The sequence below is a fragment of the Streptomyces dangxiongensis genome (genome assembly GCF_003675325.1).
GTDB classification, from domain to species: domain Bacteria; phylum Actinomycetota; class Actinomycetes; order Streptomycetales; family Streptomycetaceae; genus Streptomyces; species Streptomyces dangxiongensis.
On the sequence record NZ_CP033073.1, the window covers coordinates 7,447,474 to 7,473,354 of the forward strand.

The window sequence follows — 25,881 nt, forward strand, 5'->3', positions numbered from 1 at the left end:
GCATTCCCTTCTCCGAGCCGATCTCCGCACCCTCAAGACGCCGCACTCCGGTCGCCCTCCGCACGGCTGCGGCCCGGATCCGTTTCCTCCGCGAGCCATGCGGCGATGGTCGCGGCGATCGGCTGCCCGGTGTCCATCTCCACGAACCCGAACTGGCCGGACTGATTGCACTCCAGGAACCACCAGATCCCGTCCGCGTCCTCCGCGAAGTCGAAAGCGCCGTAGGCGAGTCCCGCGTCCCGCAGGTAGCGCAGCACGCCCTCGGCGACGCGCGGCGGCACGTCCGCGGGCAGCCAGGGGGAGACCGACGGGGCGAAGCGGACGTCCACGTCGTCGGGGCCGGCGTCCGGGTCGGTGGGCTTGCGCGCGGCCAGCAGCGTGCCGCCGACGGCCGTGAGCCTGATGTCGGCCCGCTTGGCGATCCGCCGTTGCAGCAGCGTCGGTCCGAAGGCGACCGCGGTGAAGTCGGCGTCCGGTGCGACCCGGCTGGTCGGCACCGCCCGCGGCGGCTCCTGCGGATGCGCGCCGGAGACCGGTTTGACCACCAGGTCCGGGAAGCGCTCCGCGAACGCCCGCGCCGCCTGCGGGAACGTCGTGATCAGGGTGGCCGGCACCGGCAGGCCACAGCTTTGGGCGAGACGCAACTGCCAGGGCTTGTGGCGGGCCCGGTGGGCCGCGTCCGGGTGGTTCATCCAGCGGGCGTCGCTGGAGCGCAGCATGCCGTACAGCGCCTGCGACGACTCCTCCGTCAGCCAGGCCGACGGCTGGGCGGCGCGGGCCGCGGGACTGCCCGGTCTGCGCACCCACACGGAACGCAGGCCGTTGATGCCGACCAGGCGTCCGCCGACGGACAGGTGCCCGCGGCAGGCGCCGTGGACGAACTCGCCCGACAGCGCCACCCCGTTGGTCAGATCGGCGGGGTCGAGCCGGACGACGGGCACGCCCGCCTCGCCCAGCCGGAGGACCACCATGTCCGCCGTCACGTCCTCTTCACTGGTCAGGATGAGCACGGTCATCTTCTCGACGCCCGCGGTTCAGTCGTCGAAGTGCGTCTTGGAACCGGCGGTCGAGGTCGTGGTTCCGAGCGCTCTCAACGTGGCGTGATCGGTGGCGGCGATTCGCCCGTCGGGGAGGACGTTCAATTGCAGTCCGGAGTCGTACGCGTACGGAGTGGTGACGTCCAACTGCACTGCGGGCCGCGCGTAGTTGAGCGTGAACGGTTGCATGGTCTCTCCCTGATTAGGCTGTCACGTCCTTATACGAGTCGAACGGGTGATTGGTTTCCTTACGCTCCGTGATCACGCACCGGAAGTGGTCGGGGACCGTGCCTGAGCAAGAAGACAACACTTCGCCGTTCCGTCGACGCGACCGGACGGCCGCGGCCCGCGGCGCCCGCGGCCCTCGGGGTACGGGTACCCGGCATCCGGGCGGGGGAGGCCGGCCGCGTCACCGTCCGGACACGGGGGAGGAGCCGCGCCGCCGGGCGGGTGGGTGCCGGGTCAGCGCGCGAGCGCGTCCCGTGCCACCTCCAGGGCCTGCTCCGCGTACGACCGCCCGAACAGCACGACGTGCACCAGGAGGGGGAAGAGCTGGTGCAGGCCCACCCGCTGCTGCCAGCCGTCCGCCGGCGGGGCCGCCTGCCGGTAGCCGGCGAGGATCCGGTCCAACTGGGGGCAGCCGAACAGCCGGAGCATCGCGAGGTCGGTCTCCCGGTGTCCGCCGTGCGCGGCCGGGTCGATGAGCCGGACCTCGCCGTCCGCGCCCCACAGCACATTGCCGTTCCACAGGTCGCCGTGCAGCCGGGCCGGCGGCTCCGGGGGACCCGCCAGTTCCGGCAGCCGCTCGCAGACCCGCTCGAACAGGGCCGCCTCGCCGGGGCGGAGCGTGCCCCGGTCCACCGCGTCGCGTACGTACGGCAGTACGCGGTGTTCGGCGTACCAGCGGGGCCAGTCGGTGCCCGGCGCGTTGCGCAGGGGCGCGGCCCCGATGTACGCGTCCTCCGGGCCGCCGGGCGGAGGTGCCCCGAGGTGGGGCGCGCCGGCCGCGTGCAGGGCGGCGAGGGCCTGGCCGAAACGGAACGCCGCCTCGGGGCCGGGGCTGCCGACCGGGACCCGCTCGGTCACCATCCAGTGCTCGTCGTGACCGAGCACCGCGGGCACCCGGACCGCCTCCGCCGCGGCCAGCCAGCGCAGTCCCGCCACCTCGGCGCGCACGGCCCCCGGACCGTCGCCGCGTTTCACCATCACCGGGGTCCCGCCGTCGAGCAGCACCTCGGCGGGTGACCCCGGCGTCGTGCGCACCCGATCGGCCGGGCGCCCGGTGAGCCGGGCCGCCACCTGCCCCGGATCCTCGTCCCGGTTGACCACGACCCCAGCGTACGACCCCAACCGAGGCCACGCACGCGGCACTTCGGCCTCGGACACGACCGTTACGGGTCACACCCGGGCGGTCGCCACCCGCGCCGCCTCCCGCCCGGCGCGTGTGAGCGGGGGGAGGGAGGGCGGCGGGCGCCGCCACCGGCAGGTACCGCCGTGCGCCACGGACCGGCGGCCCGCGTCCCGTGTGCCCCGCGGAGCACATCCGCTCGGTGCTGACGGCCCCCATCGGGGTGCGCTTCCATACGCCACGGACCGGCGGCCCGCGTCCCGTGTGCCCCGCGGAGCACATCCGCTCGGTGATGCGACCCCCACCGGGGTGCGCTTCCGTGCGGCGGGGTCCTGAGGCGGCCGGCGACCGGCGGCCGCTCCGTGCCGCTGGACGCGCCCGCGCGGGACTCAGCCGGCGACGGGGTGCGACGCCCGGGGCAGCCCGACCGGGTTGCCGGGCGGCAGCAGTCCCGACCTGAGGACGGTTTCGGCCAGCGGCTCCAGCAGTCCGGCCAGGCGCCCGGTGCGCTCGGCCCCCAGCGCGGTCCACGGCCCCTCGGCCGCCGCGTCGGTGAGCGCCTCCGCCTCCGCGCGCACCGCGGCCCCCGCCGGCGTGAGCGAGCCGTCCGCGGCGAGCCGGCCGGACGCGCGCAGCCGGGCCACCGCCGCGTCCCAGTCCGCCTCCCCCCACTTGCGTGTCGTACGCAGGAACGCCCCGTCGGACTCGCCGCCCGCCGCCTTGAGCACCATGGCCTCGACCGGTCCGAGCCCCAGGCTCACCAGCACCGCGACATGCGAGTCGCCCCGATGCTCGCGCAGGGTCGTCAGGGCCTGCCACAGCCGGGCGGCGGGCCGCTCGGGACGCTCCAGCGCCTGGTTGGCGGCGGCCAGCACCCGGCCCGTGGTGTCCGCCGCCGTCGCGGCCTCCCACGCCAGGTCAGCGGCCTCGGCGAAGTCGGCCGAGTCGACGGCATCCGCCTCGAACAGGCGGGTCATCGCCGCGTTCATCGCCTCTTCCCGGGCCGCCAGGACGTCCGCCGGGGCCGCGTACCGCCAGGCGTCCGGCAGCGCCCGGGTCACCCGGACGGGGTGGAAGACGTAGAAACAGCTCGTCACCACGGCCGGCGGCACCGCGCCCAGGGGTGCGGCGCGCAGGGCGAAGTAGCCCATCCAGTAGCCGCGCATGCCGAGCCCGTCCGCCGCCCGGTGCGCCTCCGGCGCGAAGTACACGAGGTCGTGCACCGGTTCGTACCGTTCCCACAGTGCTCGCGCCATCCCGTCCGCCACTGCTTCCTCCCACCGCCTCGGCCTGCCGTGCTGTCGGCACCAGCCTGCTTTATGACGGCTGTCATAACAAGGGGCGGGGCGTCACCGGACCGGCACGCGGACCCGGCCGAGGCATTGCCGAGCAGTTCCGTGAACCACAGGGCCCGGTCCGGACCGATCTCGGCCGGTGCGGCGTCCGGGCCGGAGGTCGGTAGGCCGGTGACCATGCCGTCGGCCGCCGTCCGCCCGATCCGCCCGGCGCCGTGCTCCGCGAGCCACCCCCCCCCGCACCCCTGGAATGTTCCACGGCATGGGGCGCCCGCCATCCCGATTGACCCGTACGGGGGGCCGAGGGGGAGCCGCGCTGGGGCAGACGGGTGGCGTGATGACCCGGCTGGACGGCTCGGATGGTGGTCGGTGACGGCCTCGCTGACGGTGGTTCATGTCAGGGCCGGGTCCACCCAGCTGATGAGGTATCCGCTGACCGGCCATGGCGGAAGGACATCACTATGCGCTCTGCCCGCATGCTCCTGGCCACCGCGGCTGCCACCGCCGCCTTCTCCTTCGCCACTCCCGGTGCCGCGTTCGCCGTCCCCGCCGGCGATCACGACGACTCCTCGTACAGCAAGGAGCACGACAGCGACTCCGGCCGTGACCACGACAGCGGCTCCGACAGCGACCACGACAAGGGCTCCGGAAAGGATCACGACGAGGATTCCGGAAGCGATCGCGACAAGGACTACGGCAACAAGCGCGGCGGCGGCCGGGAACACGACGGGCCGCGCGGCGGAATGCACACGGGTGGCGGAGCACTCGCCGCGGTGCGCGGCGACGACTGGGGCTCGGACCACGACGGCAGCCGGTTCGACCCCGAGAGCTACAAGGACAAGGGAGAGAAGGGCGACAAGGGGGACAAGGGGGACAAGGACAGCGGTGACAAGGGCAGCGGCGGCGGTCACGACAAGGGCGGATGGGGCGACGACCACGAGAAGCCGCGTGGTGGCATGCACACCGGTGGAGGTGCGCTCGCAGCTCCCGGGGCCACCGCGGGCGGCATCGCCGTCCTGGCCGTAGGCGCCGCCGGCGCTTACGCGCTGCGCCGCAAGAAGGCCGTCCAGCCGGCGTCCTGAGGGACGGCACGTCCCAGGGGCCGCGGACGCCGCCGGCGCACGTTCGTGCCGGCGGCCCGTGTCCCGGCCCCGGACGCCGTCCCGCGGCGTGCCTTCCCTGCCCCGAGTCCCGTGCTGCCGTGCCCGAGTGAGGTGGTGTCCGATGGCAGCAGATACGTCCTCCCCGGCCCCCGCGCCGGACGAGCTCGGTTCCGGCCACGGCGGGCGGCTGACGCTGTGGGGTGTGGCGGTGGCCGTCCTCGCCGTCAGCATGTTCGGCGGTCACCAGCGGCCGGACGTCACGCCGGGGGCACCGCCCCGCCCCTCCGGCGTCACGGCCGCCGCGCAGGCCGACCCGCACCGGGTGGGCGAGGCGCTGCCGCGTTCCGAGCCGACCCGCCTGCGCATCCCGAAGATCGATGTCGACGCCCCGTTCACCACCCTGTCCATCGGCGCCTCGGGCCAGCTCGAACCGCCGCCCGCCGCGGACACCAATCTCGTCGGCTGGTACGCCAGGGGCGCCTCGCCCGGCGAGAAGGGCACCGCGGTCATCGCCGGGCACGTCGACACGAAGGTCTCCGCGGCGGTCTTCGCCGGCCTGGACCAGCTGACGCGCGGCGACCGGTTCTCCGTGGAGCGGGCCGACGGGCGTACGGCCGACTTCGTCGTGGACGACGCCGAGTCCTTCCCGAAGGACGACTTCCCCAGCTCACGCGTGTACGCGGACGCCACGCGCCCCGAGGTCCGGCTCATCACCTGTTCCGGGGCCTACGACCGCTCGGTGCGGGACTACACCGAGAACCTGGTCGTCTTCGCCCACCTGGTCTGAACCGGCGGCGATGCGGGTGTGACGCCGGGGGCCGTCCGACATCGGCGCCGGTGTCCCGCGCGCCGTGGGGCCCCGGCCCGCCGGGCCGGACCCGGCCCCATGGCACGGACGCGCCCACCGGGGCCGCGGAGGTGCGGGGCCGCGCGGTCAGGCGTTCGAGGATGCCGCGCCCCGCACACCCGCGCAGTGGGAGGCTCAGGCCGGCGTGACCCCGCACACCGTGGCGGACCTGCGGCTTGTGTCGCGGAGGGCGCCATGGAACGCTTCGGTCCGCCGCCCGCGCGCACGGGCGCGGGCCCGGGCGTGCGACCGGCGCGGGAACGAACGGGGAGTGGACCGATGGAGCTGGAGCTGCGGCACCTGCGCGTGCTGTGCGCGATAGCGGACGCGGGCAGCGTGGGCCGTGCCGCCGCACAGCTGGGCTACTCGCAGCCCGCGGTGAGCACCCAGCTACGGCGCATCGAACGCCACCTGGGCGAGCCGCTCTTCGAGCGCGGCCCGAGCGGGGTCCGGCCGACACGGTACGGCGCCGAGGTCGTCGAGCAGGCCCGGGACGTGCTCACCCGGGCCGCCGCGATCGGACACCGCCCGGCCGCCGGCCCTGCGCACCGGACGCTGCGGGTGGCCGCGACCAACTCGCCCATGCTGTCCGGGACGGTCTCCCGCGTCCGCACCCGGCTGCCGGAACTGTCCCTCGCCGTCACCAGTGTCTACGCCTCCTCGCGGATCGTGGAGCTGCTGGAGGAGGGCGCGGTGGACGCCGCCATCGCCGCCGACTACCCCGGGATGGAACTGCGGCACTCGGCCGGCGTACGGCACCGCGGCATCGTCACCGAACCGACGTTCGTCGCCCTGCCCGCCCGGCACCGGCTCAGGCAGTGCGCGCAGGTACAGCTCGCCGATCTGGCCGAGGACGCCTGGTTCGTCACCCCGGACGACGGCGCGGGCTGGCCCGGGGTGTTCTACGACGCCTGCACGACGGCCGGCTTCACGCCGCTCACCGTCCACGAGTTCCTCGGCGACCAGGCGCAACTGCAGAGCATGATCGCCGACGGGCTCGGGGTCTCCCTCGTCCAGCCGACGCTGCGGCCCGTCCCGCACATCCTGGTGAAACCGCTGGCCGGCTCCCCCCTGTGGTGCCGTTACGTCCTCGCGTGGCGGCCGGACGCCGTCAGCGACGCCGTGGCGGAGACCCTGCTGGGGTCTGCCCTGGCGGCGTACCGCGACCTCGTCGCCCAGGCCCCGCACCTGCGCACCTGGGCCTCGCGCACCTGGAGTGTCGGAGCCTAGGCGCGCAGGTGCGGGGCGTACGCCACGGGAGGCGCCGGGCGCGGACGGCCACCGACGGAGGCGGCGGAGGTCGCGCGGGCGACGGAGGCTGGGCGGGTGACGGGGCTGCTCAGGCGACGGGGGCAGCGCGCGATGGGCGCTGCGGGGTGACGGGGCGGCGCGGGCGACGGAGGTTGCGCGGGCCGGCCGGAACCGTACGCCGCGGGGGCTGACACGTGCTCCGCGCGTGGTTCCGGCGGCCCGTACCAGGTGGTAGACACGGCGGGGTCGTCACAGTTCCTGTCCGCCAGCAGGAAGGTTGCTGCCGTATGTCTGCAACACGCCGTCAGGTCCTGGCCGGAGCGAGCGCGCTGGGAGCGGGCATCGCCTTCACCGGGGCCCTGTCCGAGCTTTTCGCGGGCACCGCCGCCGCGCACGACCTGGGCCGCACCGGCTACGGCCCCCTCGTCCCCGACCCGCACGGCCTGCTCGACCTGCCGAAAGGTTTCCGCTACACGGTGCTCTCCCGTGAGGGCGACCGGCTGCGCTCCGGGGAGGGGCCCGTCCCCTCCCACCACGACGGCATGGCCGCCTTCGCCGGCCGAGGGGGCCGCACGCATCTCGTCCGCAACCACGAGAACCGTGTCACCGCCGAGTTCCCGGTCCCGGTCGTCAGCGGCCTCACCTACGACCCGGCGGGCAAGGGCGGCTGTACGGCCCTCACGCTCGACAGGGGCCGGCGCGTACTGTCCGAACGGGTCGCCATCGCGGGCACGGCCGTCAACTGCGCAGGCGGGCACACCCCTTGGGACACCTGGCTGACCTGCGAGGAGACCGAGGACAGGGCGGGCACCAACGGCTACACCAAGGACCACGGCTTCGTCTTCGAGGTCCACCCCACCGACCCGCACCGCACCGGCGCCGTCCCCCTGCCCGCGATGGGCCGCTTCCAGCACGAGGCGATCGCGGTCGACCCGCGCCACGGCGTCGTCTACGAGACGGAGGACGCCTTCGAGAAGCCGTTCGGCCTCTTCTACCGCTTCCTGCCGGACAAGCCGCTGGGCGGCGTCGGTTCGCTGCGCGCGGGCGGCCGGCTCCAGGCGATGCGGGTGCCCGGTGTCCGGGACCTGTCCACGATCCAGGAGGCCGGCGCGCGCTTCGACGGCATCGAGTGGGTGGACGTACCCGACCCGCTGGCCGCCACCACCCCCACCCGGTTCCAGGACTACGGCGCCGGGGGCATCACGCACGCGCAGAAGCTGGAGGGCTGCTACTGGGGCGCCGGCCGCGTGTACTTCGTGTCCTCCTTCGCCCGCAGCGCGGACGGCTCGGCGGCCGACCACTACGGCCAGATCTGGCGCTACGAACCGGCGAGCCGCCGGCTGACCCTGGTCGTCGTGTTCGGCCCGGACACCGACGTGCAGCTCCCCGGTGAGTCCCCGGACAACATCTGCCTCGCTCCCGGCGGCGGCCTGATGGTGTGCGAGGACGGCAACGGGGCGCAGCACGTCCTCGGTGTGAACCGCACGGGCGAGGTCTACGCGCTGGCCCGGGGCCGGCAGAACATCGGGACGGAACAGGCGCCCGAATGGGGCGAGTTCGCCGGGGTCACCTTCGCCCCGGACAGGAGGACGATGTTCGTCAACTGCTACACCCCCGGCACCACGTTCGCGGTGACCGGCCCGTGGCACCGGTAGGCACCGGACAGTTGTGAGCACGCCGGGGCGGGCACGCGCCGCCCGCCCCGGCCCGACCGGGGGGAGGTCCGCCGCGATGTTATGAGCGGTCAGTGTCATGTGCTATGTCACACACCATTGTTGGGGCGAAGGTGCGCTGAGACAGTGCGTCACACGCCTCGACACCCCACCGAGGCGCATCCCTTCGTGGAGGAATCCCGATGCGCTATCGATTCGCGCTGCCCGGACGCAGGGCCGGACGCAGAGCCGGCCGCCCGGCCGTGCGGCCGGCCGCCGCGGCCGCCGTCTGTGTGACCCTGGCCGGCCTGCTGTCCACCCCGGCGCTCGCGGCACCCCCGGCCCGCCCCGGCACGGCCGCCGCTGCCCGCGCGCACCTCCCCGTGCCGTCGCCCGCCGCCGCGACCACCCTCCCCACCGAGCGTCCCGCGGTCCAGGCCCGGCGCCTCAGTCCCGCCCGACTCCGGCCCCAGCAGCCCCTGTTCACCCGTCCGGCCGCGCGCAGGGCGCAGGTGGCCTCCTGCACCCCGGCCGACTTCGGCAGCCGTACCGGCGCCGCGCTCGTGTCGTACGTGAAGGCCGCGACCGCGGACTGCGTCAACACCCTCTTCCCGGTCGCGGGCAAGACCGCGTACGACGTCTTCCGCCAGTCCCAGATGCTGACCGTCGCGAACGCGTTCACGCGCACCGCCGGGCGGTACCGCGGCGACAACTCCGGCAGCCTGCTCCAGTTGGTCCTCTTCCTGCGCGCCGGCTACTACGCGCAGTTCAACCACCCGGGAGACGTGGGCACCTACTCCCCGCGGCTGACCACGGCCGTCACCGCCGGCATGGACGCCTTCTTCGCCCGCTCCCACTCCCGTGACGTCTCCGCGGCCAACGGTGACATCCTCGGCGAGACCGTCATCCTCACCGACAGCGCCGACCAGCAGGGCCGCTATCTCTCCGTCTACCGGCGGCTGCTGACCGCCTACGACAGCACGTACGACCCGGTCGACAGCATGATCAGGGCCGTCAACGACGTCTACACGCCACTGTGGCGCGGCAACTGGAACCCGGAGTACGTACGGGCGGTCGAGGCCGACCCGCGGATCACCGACACCCTGTACGACTTCGCCCTGGCCCACACCGACCGGCTCGGCACCGGCCTGGCCTTCCTGGACTCCAACGCCGGCATGAACCTGGCCCGTTACACCGAACACCCCGAACTACGCCCCACCGTACGGCCGTTGGTGAAGGACCTGCTGGACCGGACCGCTATCACCGGCCCGACGGCCGGGCTGTGGGTGGCGGTGGCCGCGCAGGCCGACGCCTACGACAACGCCGACTGCGGCTACTACGACGTGTGCGGCCTGCCGGACAAGCTCGCCCGGGCCGTCCTGCCCGTCACCCGCCGCTGCGACGCGAACGTCACCGTCCACGCCCAGGCGCTCACCGAGGCCGACCTCGACGCGGTCTGCGCCGGAGTGCTGCACCAGGACGCCTACTTCCGCGGCATCGTGCGGGCCGACGGCGCGATACCCGGCCAGTACGCCTCCACGGTCCGGCTCGTCGTCTTCGCCAGCCGCGCCGACTACCAGACGTACGCCGGTCCCATGTACGGCATCAGCACCGACAACGGCGGCATGACGCTGGGCGGCGATCCGTCGGATCCGGCGAACCAAGCGATGTCGATCATGTACCAGAAGGACCGGGACGACGGCTTCACGGCCCGGATCTGGAACCTCAACCACGAGTACACGCACTTCCTGGACGCCCGCGACGACATGGCGGGCGACTTCGGCCGGCAGATATCGGTGCCGGACGTGTGGTGGATCGAGGGCCTCGCCGAGTACGTCTCCTACGGTTACCGGGGCCTGGCCTACGACCAGGCGGCCCAGGAGGCCGGCAGGCACACGTACCGGCTGAGCACCCTGTTCGGCAGCACCTACGACAACAGCGACGTCACCCGCACCTACCCATGGGGCTACCTCGCGGTGCGCTACATGCTCGAGAGGCACCCCGACGACGTCCAGCGCATGCTCGCCCGCTTCCGCGCGGGTGACTACACCGGCGGATACGCCGTCTACCACGACGGCATCGGCACCCGCTACGACGCCGACTTCGACCAGTGGCTCACCGCGTGCGCCGCGGGCACCTGCGCCAGGCCGGCCGCGGCCTGAGCGCACGCGCCCGGTAGAGGAAGGCCGTCGGCCGGGGATCCCGGCCGGCGGCCTCAGGCGTACGCGGGGCCCGGGGGATCAGACCGCCGTGGCCGGGTACGTCGGGTACTCCACGCCCGACACGTGCTGGACGACGCGGACGACCTGGCAGGAATAGCCGAACTCGTTGTCGTACCAGAGGTAGAGGATCGCGTTGTCGCCGTCGACCTTGAGGGCGCCGGCGTCCACGATCGAGGCGTGGCGCGAGCCGATGAAGTCGCTGGAGACCGCGTCGGGTGCCGTGATGAAGTCGATCTGACGCTTCAGCGGTGAGGTCAGCGACACCTCGCGCAGGTATTCGTGGACCTCCTCGCGGCTGGCCTCGCGGGCCAGCCGGAGGTTGAGGATCGCGATGGAGACGTCCGGCACCGGAACGCGGATCGAGCTGCCGCTGATCTTCGCCTTCAGATCGGGCAGCGCCTTGGCGACGGCGGAGGCGGCACCCGTCTCGGTGATCACCATGTTGAGCGGCGCGGAGCGGCCACGGCGCTCGGACTTGTGGTAATTGTCCAGCAGGTTCTGGTCGTTGGTGAACGAGTGGACGGTCTCCACGTGTCCGCGCAGCACGCCGTACTCGTCGTCCATCGCCTTCAGTGGCGGCACGATCGCGTTGGTGGTGCAGGAGGCGCAGGACAGGATCTGCTCGTCGGGCTTGATGGTGTCGTGGTTGACGCCGTGCACGATGTTCGGGACGTCGCCCTTGCCCGGCGCGGTCAGCACGACCTTCTCGATGCCGGGGCGCAGGTGCTGGGACAGGCCCTCGCGGTCACGCCACTTGCCGGTGTTGTCGATGAGGATGGCGTTGCGGATGCCGTACTCGGTGTAGTCCACGTGCGACGGGTCGTCGGCGTAGATCACCTTGATCTCGTTGCCGTTGGCGACGATCGTGCTGTTGTCCTCGTCCAACGTGATCGTGCCCTGGAACTGGCCGTGGATGGAGTCGCGGCGCAGCAGCGAGGCGCGCTTGACGAGGTCCCCGGCGGCCCGGCCGCCGCCGCGCACGACGATGGCGCGCAGTCGCAGGCCGTTGCCGGAACCCGACTTCTCGATGAGCAGGCGGGCGACGAGCCGGCCGATGCGGCCGAAGCCGTACAGGACGACGTCGCGCGGCTCGCGCCGCTCGACCCGGTCGTCGCCGGTGGCACCGGCGACGGCCTCCGCGGTGAACTCCGCCACGCTCAGGCCGCGCTCGTCGGCCTGGTACAGGGTGGCCAGCATGCCGAGGTCGATCTGGGACGGCCCGAGGTCGAGGGCGGTCAGCGCCTCCAGGAACGGCATCGTCTCGGTGACCGACAGCTCCGCACCGGCGATCTGGCGGGCGAAGCGGTGCGTCTTGAGGATGCTGACCACCGACTTGTTCACCAGGGAGCGGCTGTGCAGCAGGACGGTCACGTCCCGCTCGCGGTGCAGCTTCCCGATGAGCGGGATCATCGACTCCGCGATCTCCTCGCGGATCTTCCAGTTGGTGAACGAGTCGTCGTTGACAGTCACAGATCCATCTTTCGAGCTAGGCAGCGCTCATATGATAACCACACCCTTTTCGGGGTCTCTGCGGGGGTGGATGCGGCCCGCCCCGCGATGACATGATCCGACCGGGTCCGACGGCACGGACGGGGTCCGCGGCAGCCCGGTGCGGGTCGCTCGCGCGAGTCCGACGGAGCCCGACGAGGTCCGAGGGAGTCCGACGAGGTCCGATGGGGGAGAGGCCGCCGATGAGGCTGCACACGCACGAGTGGGGGACCGGCGACCGGATCGCCGTGCTGGTGCACGGGATCATGTCCGACCACCGCACCTGGCACCGGGTCGCACCAGCCCTGGCGGACAAGGGATACCGCGTCATCGCCGTGGACCTGCGCGGGCACGGCGCGAGCGGCCGGGGCGAGTACAGCCCCGAGTACTGGGCGGACGACCTCGTGGAGACCCTGCCCGCGGGGGCGGAGCTGGCGATCGGCCACTCTCTCGGGGCCATGGTGCTGGCCGGCGCGGTCGAACGGCTGGCGCCCGCCCGGGCCGTCTACTGCGACCCCGCCTGGGAGGTGCGCGAGAAACTGGTCGCGGCCTCCGCCTACTTCGCGGCGTTCAGGACCGCCAGCCGTTCCATGATCAGGAACTTCAATCCGCGCTGGGACGAGGCGGACGTGGACGTCGAGCTGGCCACGCTGGCCGCCTGGGACCCGGCGACGGCCGCCGTCCTGCCCGGCATCTACGCGGTCGGCCGGACACCGGCCCGCCCGGTGGTGCCCTCCCTGGTGGTGCTGGCCGGCGCCGGTGAACTCCACCGCGCCGGCCTGGACGCGGAGTTGAAGCGGCGGGGCTTCGAGGTCCGCACCGTGGAAGGGGCCGGGCACACCCTGTACCGGGACGATTTCGAGGGTTTCATGGGGGCGCTCGACGGCTGGATCTGAGCAGCCCCCTGAACCGCCGCGGCGCCCTCGGGACGGCGGCCGGGTTCCGGACGTCGGTGCGTCGGGGCGGCGGGGTCAGCGCGGGTCGAAGACGACGCTGGCGAAGCGCGCGCCGGCGGGCGCCGACCGGCCGGGGGCGAGCCGCAGCGCCGTCCCCTTGCACTTCTTCCGCGTGTGGACGACGAGCGGCTTCCTGGTCCCGTTGTGCGCGCCGCGCGCTTCCTGGGCCATGTCGAAGCACCGGTGGCTCGGCGGGTCGGTGATGGCGTACGCCTTGCCGTGCGGACCGATCCAGGTGAACGTGCCGTCGGCGGCGAGCGCCGGAGCGGTGGTGGTGAGGGCGAGGGCGAGGCCGCCGAGCACGGCGACGAGCGGACGACACAGGCGCATGGCGGTGTCCTTCGACGAGGGGATGGGGAGCGGACCGGAGCCGCACCCGTAATCTCCCACTCCGTCCCCGCCCGGCCCGGCAGTCGACACGGGAATGTCCACCGTCCGGGTGATCTGCCGTGCGAAGGCCGTGAATCGGGGTAGGCGAGACGCCCGAGGAAGGAAAGGACCGTCTCATGACGACCTACGTGATCAGCGTGCCCGGTACCTTCACCAGCGGGATCGGGGCCGATGCCCGTACCCGGCTGGCCCGGGCGCTGCGGCCCGCCGACCCGCACGGCACGCGGATGGGCAATGCCGAGGACCTCGACGTGCTCAGCCTCAACGAGGACAACACCTTCACCCTCCGCCTGACCGTCGAGGCGGACACCGGCCCGCATGCCGAGGAGGAGGCGCGCCGGCTCGCGGACTCCGCACTGCGGGACGCGGGCCTGGACGAGGGGAAAGCCCCGCTCGGGCCGGCGGTCATCACCGGAATCGACTCCGAGGTCCGCTGACCCGGACCGCGACCGGGCCGGGGTCGAGGGCCGCCGCTGGGGCACGATCACCCCATACGGGTAAAATCTAGGGTTCGTCGAACATTCAGGCGGTCGGCCGTCCGCGCACCACCGCCCCAGCGGAAGTGATCGATGTCCCGCAAACGCTCCACGGACGAAGGCGACGAGCTGCTGGCCAGACTCGGTTCGCTCACCGCCCAGGCGCGTCGGCGCGCGGAGTTCCAGCGCACCCAGGTCGAGCTGGCCATCGCCCTCCAGCGCGGCATGCTGCCCCGGGACCTGCCCGCCGCACCCGGTCTCCACCTGGCGGTGCGGTACGCGCCGGCCAACATCGGTCTCAACGTGGGCGGCGACTGGTACGACGCCTTCTGCCTGCCCGACGGCCGGATCGGCCTGTCGATCGGTGACGTGCAGGGACACAACATCGAGGCCGCCGCCTTCATGGGCCAGGTCAGGGCCGGACTGCGGGCACTCGCCTCCGTCACCGGCGAGCCGGGCGAGCTCCTGGCCTGCACCAACGACCTGCTGCTCTCCCTGGGCGGCGACCTGTTCGCCACCTGTACGTTCATGCGGCTCGACCCGGCCACCGGAGTGCTGGAGAGCGCCCGGGCGGGGCACATCCCCTTCGTCTGGGCCACGGCCGACGGCAAGTCCGGCGTCGTCGACGACGAAGGCGGCCCGCCCCTCGGCATCGAGCGGGACGTCGCGTACCCGGTGACCCGGCACCGGCTCACCACCGGCGGGGTGTTCGTGCTGGTCACCGACGGTGTCGTGGAAGGGCCGTCGCTGGACATGGAGGACGGCCTCGACCAGGTGGTCCGGCTCGCGGGCATCGCCGCCGTCGCCGGCCTGGAGGCCCGCGCGCTCGCCGCGGCCGTGATCAAGGGCGCCGAGAGCGTCGGCCACGAGGACGACGCCGCCGTCCTCGTCGTCGGTCTGGACGGCCCGAGCACCGCCCCGCGACGGGGGCGGGCCGAGCCTGCCGTGACGGGGTGACGGCCCAGGCCGGTCATGCCGTGGCTTGTGGTGCGCGAGGTGCGGGGATGCGGGCGGTGCGCGAGCGCCCCTGCGGCCCGGGCGGGGCACGGCGGGGTCGGCCGGGCCATGTTTCAGCCATAGGGCCGGACCGGACCCCCTGCCGCCTCGCCGAGCCGGGGCCGCCGGTGTGAGATGGCTGGTGTGGTGGGTACCGAGGAGCCGCGCCGGGCGGGCGTCCGAGCCGTCCAGATACTGGCTGTCGCCGCCTGCTACTACGCGGCGGCCCAGCTCGGCCTGCTGCGCGAGCTGACGGTCGGGGGAGCCGTCGTCACCCCCATCTGGCCGCCGACCGGCGTCGCCGTCACGGCCCTGCTGGTCCTCGGACTGGGCTGCTGGCCCGGCGTCACACTCGGCGCCTTCTTCGCGGTCCTGTCCCTCACCACGCCCGGCCCCGAGGTGCTCGGCGTCCTCGTCGGCAACACCGCCGCGCCCGTATGCGCGGCGCTCCTGCTGCGCCGGGCCCGCTTCCGCACCGACCTCAGCCGGTTGCGCGACGGACTGGCGCTCGTGTTCCTCGGCGCGCTGACCGCCATGCTGATCAGCGCGACCATCGGCGTCGGCCTCCTCGTGCTGTCGGGCAGCCTGGCCGGCCACAGCTTCTGGATCGTCTGGCTCGCGTGGTGGGTGGGCGACGCGATGGGCGTCCTGATCGTCACCCCGCTCCTGCTGCTGTTGGTGCACGGCGTGCGCCGGCCGCTGCCGCTGGGCAGGTGGAAGGAGGCGGCCGCGCTGGTCCTCGCCGCCTGCGCCGTCGTACCGCTGTCGGCCTACAGCTCGATCAGTCTGCTCTTCCTCGTCTACCCGCTCATCATCTGGGCGGCCCTGCGGTTCCAGCTAATGGGCAGCGTCCCGTGCGCGCTGCTGACCTCCGTGGTGGCCACCGTCGCCGCGACCGACGAGGTGGGGGCCTTCGCGGGGCTGAACCGGGTGGAGATCATGGTCAAACTCCAGGCGTTCAACGGTGCCATGGCCCTCACCGCGCTGCTGCTGTCAGCGGTGATCATCGAGCAGCACAACACCCGGCGTTCGGTCGAGCGGGCCTGCCAGGAACTGGTCGAGGTACTCGAACACCTCACCGCGGGCGAGGCCCCGCCACCGAGGCCGCACAGCGGTACCGACGGCGACCGGGGACGGCAGCCCGAGGCGCCGTGAGCACGGGGCTGACCGAGGGGTGGTGCGTCCCGGTACGGCCCGGCGGACTCGGCACCGCCCCGGCACCGACGCCTCGCCATGCGGCGCCGGCCCCCGACCTCGGCCCGGCGCACCGGACACGGATGGCCGGAGGGCTGGCGGAAGCGCGTTCGCGGTCCGCTTCGAGCTGCCGGCCGCGCGGCCCGCTCGGCCGCCACCGCACGCTCGTCCCGTAGGTCACGGTCGTCGTCCTTCACAAGGCGCCGGCTACCTGCGCGGTGGCCATCGCCGACGCCGTTCCCCGGCGTGTCGAGCGGCCGCCCATGGGCACTGAGAGACGATGGGCAGAGCCCGCACGGACACAGGGGCTGGACCGGAGGGACAGCGGCGGCATGGAGCGACGGCCGGTGACGGACGGGCCGGACGAGGCCGGCCCGAGGACCCCGCCCCGCCCCCGGCACCCCACCCCCGCACACGGCCGAGCCCCCCACGCCCACCGGCCGCCCCTCCCCGCCGTACGCCGACGAGGGGACTCCGCCGAGCCCGCCGCCCGCCGGCCGGCCCGCGCCCCCGCGCGCCCACGGCCGCGCCGATGCCACACACAGTGCGTCCGCGCCCCGGGCCACCCGCGCGGACCCCGCAGACGTGCGGCGTCGTGTTCCCCGTACCGACGCCCTCCTGCGGGAGCCCCGGCTGGCGGCGGCCGTGGAGCGGCTCGGCGCCGGGCTGGTGAAGACCGCTGTCCGGGAGGCACAGCAGCGGGCCCGGGAGGGGAGCGTGCCGGTGGAGCTGGTGCCGGAGACGGCCCTGGCCCTGCTGCCGGGGAGCGCGGGCGGCCTGCGGCCGGTGATCAACGCCACCGGGGTGCTGCTCCACACCAACCTGGGGCGCGCCCCGCTCTCCGCCGCTGCCCGGCAGGCGGTCGCGGAGGCCGCCGGACCCACGGACGTCGAACTCGACCTGACCACGGGGGTGCGGGCCCGCCGGGGGCGCTCGGCGCTCGCCGCGCTGCGGGAGGGCGTGCCGGCCGCCGGCGCCGCGCACGTCGTCAACAACGGCGCCGCCGCTCTCGTGCTGGCCGCCACCGCCCTCGCGGCCGGCAGGGAGATCATCGTCAGCCGGGGCGAGATGGTGGAGATCGGCGACGGGTTCCGCCTGCCCGACCTGCTGGTCTCGACCGGGGCCCGGCTCCGTGAGGTGGGTACGACCAACCGCACGGCCCCCGCCGACTACGCCGCCGCCGTCGGCCCCGACACGGGCTTCGTGCTCAAGGTGCACCCGTCCAACTTCCGTATCACCGGGTTCACCCGGTCCGCCGAGGTCGTCGACCTCGCGGGCCTCGGTGTCCCGGTCGTCGTCGACATCGGCTCCGGCCTGCTCGCCCCGCACCCGGCGCTGCCCGCGGAACCCGACGCCGACACCCAGTTGCGCGCGGGCGCCGCCCTCGTCACCGCCAGCGGCGACAAACTGCTCGGCGGCCCGCAGTGCGGGCTCCTGCTGGGCCGGGAGGACCTCGTCGCCGCCCTGGCCCGGCATCCGCTGGCCCGCGCGCTCCGTGTCGACAAACTGACCCTCGCCGCCCTGGAGGCCACGCTCACCGGCCCGCCCACCCCGACCGCCCTCGCCCTCACCGCCGACCCGGACCTCCTCGCGGCCCGCGCCGCCCGCCTCGCCGCGGACCTGTCCGCCGCCGGGGTCGACGCGGAACCCGTCGACAGCGCCGCCACGGTCGGCGGCGGAGGCGGCCCCGGCGTCACCCTGCCCAGCGCGGCACTGTCCCTGCCCGAGCCGTACGCCCCCGTGCTGCGCAACGGCCGTGTCCCGGTCGTCGGGCGCCTGGAGGCGGGACGCTGCCTGCTGGATCTGCGGGCGGTGCCGCCGGAGGACGACGAGCGGCTGGCACAGGCCGTACGGGAGGCCCGGGCCGCCGTGGAAGGACGGACGTGATGCGGGTGCTCGCCACCGCCGGCCACGTCGACCACGGCAAGTCCGCGCTGGTCCGGGCGCTCACCGGGATGGAGCCCGACCGGTACGAGGAGGAACGCCGCCGCGGCCTCACCCTGGACCTGGGCTTCGTGTGGACCGAAGTCGACGGGGAGCCCCTCGCCTTCGTCGACGTACCCGGGCACGAGCGCTTCGTACCGACGATGCTGGCCGGCGCCGGCCCCGTGCCCGCCGTGCTGTTCGTGGTCGCCGCCGACCAGGGCTGGCAGCCGCAGTCGGCCGAACACCTGGCCGTGCTGGATGCGCTCGGCGTCCGGCACGCCGTACTCGCGGTGACCCGCAGTGACCTCGCCCACCCGGAACCGGTGCGCGCCGACGCGGTCGAACGCCTGGCCGCGACCTCCCTCGGCACGGCCCCGGCGGTCGCCGTCAGCGCGGTCACCGGGGCGGGGCTGGACGACCTGCGGGCCGAACTGGCCGGTATGGCCGGCCGGCTGCCCGTACCCGACACCGGCGCCGACGTCCGGCTGTGGCTCGACCGGGCGTTCACCGTCCGCGGCCACGGCACCGTGGTGACCGGCACGCTGGGGGCCGGCACCCTGCGCGTCGGCGACCGGCTGGTCACCGGGGACGGGTCGGCCCTGCTGCGGGTCCGCGGACTCCAGAGCCTGCACGAGGAGCGGACGGCCGTCGGCGCGGTGGCCCGCGTCGCCGTGAACGTGCACGGTCCGGGCGACGACAGCCTGCGCCGCGGTCAGGTCCTGCTCACCCCGGACCGCTGGCTGTGCGCCGAGGCGATCGACGTCCGCGTCACCGGCGAGCCGGTGGCCGACCTGCCCCGGGGTGTCACCCTGCACATCGGAACGGCGGCCGTGCCGGTGACCGTCCGCCCGCTCGGCCCGGACACGGCCCGGCTCACCCTCCGCCGGGGGCTGCCCCTGCGGGCCGGCGACCGCGCCGTGCTGCGGGAACCGGGCGGCGCCCGGCTGCCCCGCGGGGTCACCGTCCTCGACGTACGGCCGCCCCGGCTGGCCCGGCGCGGCGCCGGCCGGGCCCGCGCGGCCGAGCTGGCCAGCATGACCGGCCGTCCCGACGGCGCCGCCGAACTGCGCCGCCGCAAGCTGGTCCGGCGCGCCGACCTGTTGGCGATGGGCGTCCCGGCCCCCGGCGACCCCGTCGCCGGGGACTGGCTGGCCGACCCGGCGCACTGGCGGGCCCTCGCCGACCGGCTGGCCGAGGAGACCGGCCGGCACGCCCGCGCACACCCGCTGGAGCCCGGCCTGCCCGCCGAGGCGGCCCGCCGGCTGCTCGGCCTTCCCGACCGTGCCCTCATCGACGCGCTGACCGCCGCGCAACCCCGGGTCCAGGCCCGCCTGGGCCGGCTCTACCCCGCCGGCCGTCCCGGGCCCGCCCTGCCTGGATCCGTCCGCGCGGCCGTGGACGCCGTACGCCGGGATCTCGCCCGTACGCCGTTCCGCGCCCCCGAGGCCGGGCGGCTGGCCGAGCTGGGGCTCGACCGGCGGGCGCTGGCCGCCGCGGCGGCCGCCGGGGCGCTGCTGCGCATCGCCGACGGGATCGTGCTGCTGCCCGGCGCGGACGCCGGGGCCGTCGCCGTCCTCGGCGCCCTGCCCCAGCCGTTCACGCTCAGTGAGGCCCGCCGCGCACTGGACACCACCCGCCGGGTGGCGGTACCGCTGCTGGAGTTCCTGGACGCCGCGGGCTGGACCGAGCGCGTCGACGACCAGCGCCGGCGCTGCCGGGTCCCGGCGGGGAACGGAGGCGGACGGGAATCGAACCCGCCTGCCCGAGATCCTCGGGCACCTCGGTTTTGAAGACCGGGAGGGCCACCAGGCACCCACACGCCTCCACCGTTCGTCAGGCTACTGCTCCGGGAGACCACCGGTATGACACCGACACCGACGCACCAGGCACCCGTACGGCTCACCCAGTTCGCCCACGGCGGCGGCTGCGCCTGCAAGATCCCGCCCGGCGAACTGGAGGACATCGTCGCCGGACTCACCGGGGCACCGGCGGCCGACGGCGACACCCCGCTGCTCGTCGGGCTGGCCACCGGCGACGACGCGGCCGTGGTCGGTCACCGGGGAACCGCCCTGGTGTGCACGGCCGACTTCTTCACCCCGGTCGTGGACGACCCCTACGACTGGGGCCGCATCGCGGCAGCCAACGCCCTGTCCGACGTGTACGCGATGGGCGGCCGGCCCGTCGTCGCCGTCAACCTGCTGGCCTGGCCGCGCGACCGGCTGCCCTTCGACCTCGCCCGTGAGGTGCTGCGCGGCGGCCTCGACATCGCCACCGAGGCCGGCTGCCACGTCGGCGGCGGGCACAGTGTGGACGACCCCGAGCCGAAGTACGGCATGGCCGTCACCGGCGTCGCCGACCCGGGGCGGCTGCTGCGCAACGACGCCGGCCGCCCGGGGGTGCCGCTGTCGCTGACCAAGCCGCTCGGCCTCGGCGTGCTGAACAACCGGCACAAGGCCACCGGCGAGCGGTTCGAGCAGGCCGTCGCCACGATGACGGCGCTCAACCGGGAGGCCTCCGAGGCCGCCCTGGCCGCCGGGGCCGTCTGCGCCACCGACGTCACCGGCTTCGGCCTCCTCGGCCATCTGCACAAGCTGGCCCGGGCCTCCGGGGTCACCGCCGTGGTCGACACCGCGGCCGTCCCGTACCTGGACGGCGCCCGGGAGGCCGTACGGGACGGGTACGTCAGCGGCGGTACCCGGCGCAACCTGGAGTGGGTCGCGCCGCACACCGACTTCGGGGACATCGACGAGGACACCCGGCTGCTGCTCGCGGACGCGCAGACCTCCGGCGGGCTGCTCGTCGCCGGGGAGGTGCCCGGGGCGCCGGTGGTGGGGGAGCTGGTACCGCTCGGGAGCCGTTCGATCGTGCTCAGGTGACGTCGGCTTCAGGTCACGTCCCGTTCAGGTCACATCGTGCGGAGGCCGCATCGTGCGGAGGTGACGTGATGCTGAGGTGACGTCACGGGTGACACTGCTCACTGCGGCGGGTCCGCGTCGCCGGAGACGGCGGTCCTCGGGAACCGGCTCGCCAGGCGGCGGGGCGCGGCGAACGCCGAGGTGCCGCCGAGGCAGGACCGCCTGCGGAGCTCCGGCGACCCGGGGGAGAGTGCCGACGCGTCTCCGCCGGCTGGAGCGGAACAGATCCGCATACCCAGTCGCGGCGCCTTCACACCTGCCACGAGCGAGTTGGTTTCCCGTGCGGGAAGGGTTGGCCGATTGCTTTGTCCCAGCCCGCGGAAGTGGGTTAGCCTGCGGCGTATTTTTCTCATCATGCAAATCCGTGAACTGCGGAAATGCACACACCAACGGTCGGGTCGCAGCACGCTCCCGGCCGCGGTTCCGAGTCCTCGGCGCGCGGGGGCTCTAGGGGAGCGGATCGAGGGTGCGCATGGCCGGCAAGGCGACCGGGACGACCGAAGCGGTCCCGGGTGACCACGAACTGAGACGACTGCTCGCGGGACTGACCGCGGTGCGGGACGGAGACTTCGGCACACGGCTGCCCGACGACTCCACCGGACTCATGGGCGACATCGCCACCGTGTTCAACGGCATGGTCGACCAGCTCTCCGTGTTCACCTCCGAGGTCACCCGGGTGGCCCGCGAAGTGGGTACCGAGGGCACTCTCGGCGGACAGGCGCAGGTGCCGGGCGTCTCCGGCACGTGGGCCGATCTGACCGACTCCGTCAACGCGATGGCCGGCAACCTGACCACGCAGGTCCGCGACATCGCCCAGGTCGCCACCGCCGTGGCCAAGGGCGACCTGTCGCAGAAGATCGACGTGGACGCGCGCGGCGAGATCCTGCAGCTTAAGGAGACCGTCAACACGATGGTCGACCAGCTCTCGGCCTTCGCCGACGAGGTCACGCGCGTCGCCCGTGAGGTCGGCACCGAGGGCCGCCTCGGCGGCCAGGCCCAGGTTCCCGGTGTCGCCGGCGTGTGGCGGGACCTCACGGACTCGGTCAACTTCATGGCCGGGAACCTGACGGCGCAGGTCCGCAACGTCGCCCAGGTGACGACCGCGGTGGCGCAGGGCGACCTGTCGCAGAAGATCACCGTGGACGCGCGGGGCGAGATCCTGGAGCTGAAGAGCACCATCAACACGATGGTGGACCAGCTCTCCGCGTTCGCGGACGAGGTCACCCGGGTGGCCCGTGAAGTGGGCACCGAGGGCCGGCTGGGGGGCCAGGCCGACGTCAAGGGCGTCAAGGGCACCTGGCGTGACCTGACGGACTCGGTGAACTTCATGGGCGGGAACCTGACGGCGCAGGTCCGCAACGTCGCCCAGGTGGCCACCGCGGTGGCGCAGGGCGACCTGTCGCAGAAGATCACCGTGGACGCGCGGGGCGAGATCCTGGAGCTGAAGAACACCATCAACACGATGGTGGACCAGCTCTCCGCGTTCGCCGACGAGGTCACCCGCGTCGCCCGCGAGGTCGGCACCGAGGGGCGGCTCGGCGGCCAGGCGCAGGTGCGCGGCGTCGCCGGCACCTGGAAGGACCTCACCGACAACGTCAACGTGATGGCCTCCAACCTGACCGGCCAGGTCCGCTCCATCGCCCAGGTCGCCACGGCCGTGGCCCGGGGTGACCTGTCGCAGAAGATCACCGTCGAGGCCAAGGGCGAGGTCGCCGCGCTCGCCGACGTCATCAACACCATGGTCGACACGCTGTCGGCGTTCGCCGACGAGGTCACCCGGGTGGCCCGCGAGGTCGGCACCGAGGGCCGGCTCGGCGGCCAGGCGCACGTGCCCAACGTGGCCGGCACCTGGAAGGACCTCACCGACAACGTCAACTCCATGGCCAACAACCTCACCGGCCAGGTCCGCAACATCGCGCTGGTGACCACCGCCGTGGCCAAGGGCGACCTGTCGAAGAAGATCGACGTCGACGCCCGCGGCGAGATCCTCGAACTGAAGACCACCATCAACACGATGGTCGACCAGCTCTCCGCGTTCGCCGACGAGGTCACCCGGGTGGCCCGCGAGGTCGGCACCGAGGGCCGGCTCGGTGGCCAGGCCGAGGTCGAGGGCGTCTCCGGTACCTGGAAGCGCCTCACCGAGAACGTCAACGAACTCGCCGGCAACCTCACCCGGCAGGTCCGCGCCATCGCCGACGTGGCCAGCGCGGTCGCCGAGGGCGACCTGACCCGGTCCATCACCGTCGACGCCTCCGGCGAGGTGGCCGACCTCAAGGACAACATCAACTCCATGGTGGAGTCCCTGCGCGAGACCACCCGGGCCAACCAGGAACAGGACTGGCTCAAGACCAACCTGGCCCGGATCTCCGGCCTCATGCAGGGCCACCGCGACCTGCCGGTCGTAGCCGAGCTGATCATGGACGAGCTGGTGCCGCAGGTGGCCGCCCAGTACGGCGCCTTCTACCTCGCCGAGGACGGCGTGTCCGGACCCGAGCTGCGGCTCGTCGGCGCCTACGGACGGCCCGAGGAGGACTCCCGGCCCATCCGCATCCCGTTCGGCCGCTCCCTGGTCGGCCAGGCCGCGCGCAGCCGCCGTACCATCGCCGTGGACCAGCTCCCGCCCGGGTACGTGACCATCTCCTCCGGGCTCGGACGGGTGGAGCCCACCGCGCTGCTGCTGCTCCCCATCGTCTTCGAGGAGCAGGTCCTCGGCGTCATCGAACTCGCCGCGGTCACCCGGTTCACCACCGTCCAGCGGGACTTCCTCCAGCAGCTGGTCGACACCATCGGCGTGAACGTCAACACCATCGTCGCCAACGCCCGCACCGACGAACTCCTTGAGGAGTCGCAGCGCCTGACCAGCGAACTCCAGTCCCGTTCGGCCGAGTTGCAGGCCCGCCAGGAGGAACTCCAGCAGTCCAACGCCGAACTGGAGGAGAAGGCCTCCCTGCTGGCCGACCAGAACCGGGACATCGAGGCGAAGAACCTCCAGATCGAGCAGGCCCGGCAGGAACTCGAAGCGCGCGCCCAGCAGTTGTCGCTCGCCTCGAAGTACAAGTCCGAGTTCCTGGCGAACATGAGCCACGAGCTGCGCACCCCGCTGAACAGCCTGCTCATCCTCGCCCAGCTCCTCGCCCAGAACCCCTCGCGCAACCTCACCCCCAAGCAGGTCGAGTACGCGGGCATCATCCACTCCGCCGGCTCGGACCTGCTCCAGCTGATCAACGACATCCTGGACCTGTCCAAGGTCGAGGCCGGAAAGATGGACGTGACGCCCGAGCGCGTCTCGCTGCGCCAGCTCATCGAGTACGTCGAGGCCACCTTCCAGCCGATGACGTCCCAGAAGAGCCTGGACTTCACCATCACCACGGCGCCCGGCGCCCCCGCCGACCTGCTCACCGACGACTCCCGGCTCCGGCAGATCCTGCGCAACCTGCTGTCCAACGCGGTGAAGTTCACCGAACAGGGCGGCGTCGAACTGCGCGTCGAACCCGCCGCGGACAGCGAGGTGCCCCCGGGCGTGGTGCGCGGCGGAGCGATCGTCGCCTTCCGGGTGAAGGACACCGGCATCGGCATCCCCGAGCAGCAGCTAGAGACCATCTTCGGCGCCTTCCAGCAGGCCGACGGCACCACCAGCCGCAAGTACGGCGGCACCGGGCTCGGCCTGTCCATCACCCGGGAGATCGCCCACCTGCTCGGCGGCGCCGTCACCGTGGACAGCACGCCCGGCAAGGGCAGCACCTTCGCCCTCTTCCTGCCCGTCGCCCGGCCGGACTTCGAGGAACACCTGCGCGGCGGCCGCCCCGTCCCGCACACCGCCGAACTGGAGCGGCCGGACCACGCGCCCGAGCAGGACACCCCCCTCGGGCTGCCGCCGGCCATCGCCAAGCGGGAGCGCCCGCGCCGCCTGCTCGTCGTGGAGGAACGTCCCCGCGGGCTGCTCACGCTCGTCGCCGAGAGCGTGATCGGGGACCTCGAGCACAGCCGCGCCGACGGCGGCGGCACGCCCGTCGACATCATCACCGCGGTCGGCGCCCAGGAGGCGGCCGGAGCCCTCGCGGACGAGCCCTGCCACTGTGTCGTCGTGGAACTCGGCACGCCCGACGGGGAGTCGGCCCGCTTCCTGGAGGCGCTGCGCGGCGACTCGGCCCTGACGAGCGTCCCGGTGCTGGTGCACGTCTCGCACCGCACCGAGCCCGTCACCGCGGAGCCCGCGGGCAGCTCGCTGGAGTACCTGTTCAGCCTGGACGAGCTGCGCGAGCGGATCGCGCTGCACCTGTCGGCCGAGGAGCCCGGCGAGGTCCTCACCCTCGTCCGCGGGGACGAGCCCCAGCACACGGCGCCGCACCTGGTCGACGACCACACCCGCGGCCGTACGGTCCTCGTCGTGGACGACGACGCGCGCAACCTGTTCGCGCTCAGCGGCATCCTGGAACTGCACGGTTTCCGCGTGCTGCACGCGGAGAACGGCCGCAAGGGCATCGACACCCTGGTGAACAACCCGGACGTCGAGCTGGTCCTGATGGATGTGATGATGCCCGAGATGGACGGGTACACCGCCACGGCGGAGATCCGCAAGATGCCGCAGTACGCTGATCTGCCGGTCATCGCGGTGACCGCCAAGGCCATGCAGGGCGACCGGGAGAAGAGTCTGGCTTCCGGCGCCAGCGACTACGTCACGAAACCGGTGGACACTCATGACCTCATCGCCTGTGTCCGACGCTGGCTCCCCGCATGAGGACCGCACGGCGAGCCCGTCCGTCCACAGGCCGAGGAGTGAGGATC

At 73.5% G+C, this 25,881-nt stretch carries 18 protein-coding genes, 1 tRNA gene and 1 pseudogene; 13 read left to right on the forward strand and 7 right to left on the reverse strand.

Annotation, left to right across the window (positions count from 1 at the left end; translation table 11 throughout):
- Window positions 1-32: 32 nt before the first annotated feature.
- From tgmB to D9753_RS33565, 4 genes are all read right to left on the reverse strand, one after another.
- Complete coding sequence (gene tgmB / locus D9753_RS33550) at window positions 33-1,016, reverse strand: ATP-grasp ribosomal peptide maturase (protein ID WP_121790420.1); 984 nt, start codon at window positions 1,014-1,016, stop codon at window positions 33-35.
- 18 nt (window positions 1,017-1,034) lie between these two features.
- Window positions 1,035-1,226, reverse strand: a complete 192-nt coding sequence (gene tgmA, locus D9753_RS33555) for a putative ATP-grasp-modified RiPP (RefSeq protein WP_020938095.1) — start codon at window positions 1,224-1,226, stop codon at window positions 1,035-1,037.
- A 273-nt stretch (window positions 1,227-1,499) separates the two neighbouring features.
- Window positions 1,500-2,336 carry a fructosamine kinase family protein gene (locus D9753_RS33560; protein ID WP_121791428.1) on the reverse strand — a complete coding sequence of 279 codons (837 nt, stop codon included), beginning with the start codon at window positions 2,334-2,336 and terminating at the stop codon, window positions 1,500-1,502.
- Between the two features lie 438 nt (window positions 2,337-2,774).
- Entirely contained in the window at window positions 2,775-3,641 is an 867-nt protein-coding gene (locus D9753_RS33565) for an SCO6745 family protein (protein WP_240468353.1), read from the reverse strand.
- 500 nt (window positions 3,642-4,141) lie between these two features.
- Between D9753_RS33565 and D9753_RS33570 the strand changes: the two genes are divergently transcribed.
- The 5 genes from D9753_RS33570 (at window position 4,142) to D9753_RS33590 (ending at window position 10,695) form a co-directional block, all read left to right on the forward strand.
- Complete coding sequence (locus D9753_RS33570) at window positions 4,142-4,762, forward strand: hypothetical protein (protein WP_121790422.1); 621 nt, start codon at window positions 4,142-4,144, stop codon at window positions 4,760-4,762.
- Between the two features lie 142 nt (window positions 4,763-4,904).
- On the forward strand, window positions 4,905-5,570 hold the full coding sequence (locus D9753_RS33575; RefSeq protein ID WP_121790423.1) for a class F sortase: 666 nt from the start codon (window positions 4,905-4,907) through the stop codon (window positions 5,568-5,570).
- Between the two features lie 339 nt (window positions 5,571-5,909).
- Window positions 5,910-6,860: a LysR family transcriptional regulator gene (locus D9753_RS33580; protein WP_121790424.1), complete on the forward strand. Its 951-nt coding sequence runs from the start codon at window positions 5,910-5,912 to the stop codon at window positions 6,858-6,860.
- Window positions 6,861-7,168: 308 nt separating this feature from the next.
- The gene (locus D9753_RS33585; RefSeq protein ID WP_121790425.1) at window positions 7,169-8,536 is read left to right on the forward strand and encodes an alkaline phosphatase PhoX; all 1,368 of its coding nucleotides are present in this window, start codon (window positions 7,169-7,171) and stop codon (window positions 8,534-8,536) included.
- Between the two features lie 200 nt (window positions 8,537-8,736).
- Entirely contained in the window at window positions 8,737-10,695 is a 1,959-nt protein-coding gene (locus D9753_RS33590) for a collagenase (RefSeq protein ID WP_121790426.1), read from the forward strand.
- 78 nt (window positions 10,696-10,773) lie between these two features.
- Here the strand turns inward: D9753_RS33590 and D9753_RS33595 are convergent, their stop codons facing one another.
- Complete coding sequence (locus tag D9753_RS33595) at window positions 10,774-12,225, reverse strand: glyceraldehyde-3-phosphate dehydrogenase (RefSeq protein ID WP_121790427.1); 1,452 nt, start codon at window positions 12,223-12,225, stop codon at window positions 10,774-10,776.
- Window positions 12,226-12,446: 221 nt separating this feature from the next.
- On the opposite strand from D9753_RS33595, the gene D9753_RS33600 reads away from it, so the two are divergent.
- Window positions 12,447-13,139, forward strand: a complete 693-nt coding sequence (locus tag D9753_RS33600) for an alpha/beta fold hydrolase (RefSeq protein WP_121790428.1) — start codon at window positions 12,447-12,449, stop codon at window positions 13,137-13,139.
- A gap of 75 nt (window positions 13,140-13,214) precedes the next feature.
- Here D9753_RS33600 and D9753_RS33605 read toward each other — a convergent pair whose 3' ends face one another.
- Entirely contained in the window at window positions 13,215-13,529 is a 315-nt protein-coding gene (locus tag D9753_RS33605; RefSeq protein WP_121790429.1) for a hypothetical protein, read from the reverse strand.
- A gap of 176 nt (window positions 13,530-13,705) precedes the next feature.
- Between D9753_RS33605 and D9753_RS33610 the strand changes: the two genes are divergently transcribed.
- The 5 genes and pseudogenes from D9753_RS33610 to D9753_RS33630 form a co-directional block, all read left to right on the forward strand.
- Window positions 13,706-14,026, forward strand: a complete 321-nt coding sequence (locus D9753_RS33610; RefSeq protein ID WP_121790430.1) for a hypothetical protein — start codon at window positions 13,706-13,708, stop codon at window positions 14,024-14,026.
- A gap of 132 nt (window positions 14,027-14,158) precedes the next feature.
- Window positions 14,159-15,022, forward strand: a complete 864-nt coding sequence (locus tag D9753_RS33615) for a PP2C family protein-serine/threonine phosphatase (protein ID WP_121790431.1) — start codon at window positions 14,159-14,161, stop codon at window positions 15,020-15,022.
- A gap of 174 nt (window positions 15,023-15,196) precedes the next feature.
- Complete coding sequence (locus tag D9753_RS33620) at window positions 15,197-16,216, forward strand: MASE1 domain-containing protein (protein WP_394346784.1); 1,020 nt, start codon at window positions 15,197-15,199, stop codon at window positions 16,214-16,216.
- Between the two features lie 624 nt (window positions 16,217-16,840).
- A complete protein-coding gene (gene selA / locus D9753_RS33625; protein ID WP_121790433.1) occupies window positions 16,841-18,142 on the forward strand; it encodes an L-seryl-tRNA(Sec) selenium transferase in 1,302 nt (433 codons plus the stop codon).
- Window positions 18,142-19,878, forward strand: a pseudogene (locus tag D9753_RS33630) (SelB domain-containing protein); the annotation flags it as partial. The gene selA and the pseudogene D9753_RS33630, both read left to right, overlap by 1 nt.
- A gap of 35 nt (window positions 19,879-19,913) precedes the next feature.
- On the opposite strand, the gene D9753_RS36800 reads toward D9753_RS33630, so the two are convergent.
- Window positions 19,914-20,006 (reverse strand) — tRNA-Sec (locus D9753_RS36800).
- A 37-nt stretch (window positions 20,007-20,043) separates the two neighbouring features.
- Here D9753_RS36800 and selD point away from each other — a divergent pair.
- Window positions 20,044-21,057, forward strand: coding sequence for a selenide, water dikinase SelD (gene selD, locus D9753_RS33635; protein WP_121790435.1), 1,014 nt, complete (start codon window positions 20,044-20,046; stop codon window positions 21,055-21,057).
- A gap of 511 nt (window positions 21,058-21,568) precedes the next feature.
- Window positions 21,569-25,834, forward strand: coding sequence for a HAMP domain-containing protein (locus D9753_RS33640; RefSeq protein ID WP_205614328.1), 4,266 nt, complete (start codon window positions 21,569-21,571; stop codon window positions 25,832-25,834).
- Window positions 25,835-25,881: the final 47 nt, after the last annotated feature.

What these genes read in the sequence shown, in the direction of transcription:
- tgmB (WP_121790420.1), bottom strand. Translation starts at nt 1,016, where the DNA reads ATGACCGTGCTCATCCTGACCAGTGAAGAGGACGTGACGGCGGACATG.
- tgmA (WP_020938095.1), bottom strand. Translation starts at nt 1,226, where the DNA reads ATGCAACCGTTCACGCTCAACTACGCGCGGCCCGCAGTGCAGTTGGAC.
- D9753_RS33565 (WP_240468353.1), bottom strand. Translation starts at nt 3,641, where the DNA reads ATGGCGCGAGCACTGTGGGAACGGTACGAACCGGTGCACGACCTCGTG.
- D9753_RS33570 (WP_121790422.1), top strand. Translation starts at nt 4,142, where the DNA reads ATGCGCTCTGCCCGCATGCTCCTGGCCACCGCGGCTGCCACCGCCGCC.
- D9753_RS33575 (WP_121790423.1), top strand. Translation starts at nt 4,905, where the DNA reads ATGGCAGCAGATACGTCCTCCCCGGCCCCCGCGCCGGACGAGCTCGGT.
- D9753_RS33580 (WP_121790424.1), top strand. Translation starts at nt 5,910, where the DNA reads ATGGAGCTGGAGCTGCGGCACCTGCGCGTGCTGTGCGCGATAGCGGAC.
- D9753_RS33585 (WP_121790425.1), top strand. Translation starts at nt 7,169, where the DNA reads ATGTCTGCAACACGCCGTCAGGTCCTGGCCGGAGCGAGCGCGCTGGGA.
- D9753_RS33590 (WP_121790426.1), top strand. Translation starts at nt 8,737, where the DNA reads ATGCGCTATCGATTCGCGCTGCCCGGACGCAGGGCCGGACGCAGAGCC.
- D9753_RS33600 (WP_121790428.1), top strand. Translation starts at nt 12,447, where the DNA reads ATGAGGCTGCACACGCACGAGTGGGGGACCGGCGACCGGATCGCCGTG.
- D9753_RS33605 (WP_121790429.1), bottom strand. Translation starts at nt 13,529, where the DNA reads ATGCGCCTGTGTCGTCCGCTCGTCGCCGTGCTCGGCGGCCTCGCCCTC.
- D9753_RS33610 (WP_121790430.1), top strand. Translation starts at nt 13,706, where the DNA reads ATGACGACCTACGTGATCAGCGTGCCCGGTACCTTCACCAGCGGGATC.
- D9753_RS33615 (WP_121790431.1), top strand. Translation starts at nt 14,159, where the DNA reads ATGTCCCGCAAACGCTCCACGGACGAAGGCGACGAGCTGCTGGCCAGA.
- D9753_RS33620 (WP_394346784.1), top strand. Translation starts at nt 15,197, where the DNA reads ATGGCTGGTGTGGTGGGTACCGAGGAGCCGCGCCGGGCGGGCGTCCGA.
- selD (WP_121790435.1), top strand. Translation starts at nt 20,044, where the DNA reads ATGACACCGACACCGACGCACCAGGCACCCGTACGGCTCACCCAGTTC.
- D9753_RS33640 (WP_205614328.1), top strand. Translation starts at nt 21,569, where the DNA reads ATGGCCGGCAAGGCGACCGGGACGACCGAAGCGGTCCCGGGTGACCAC.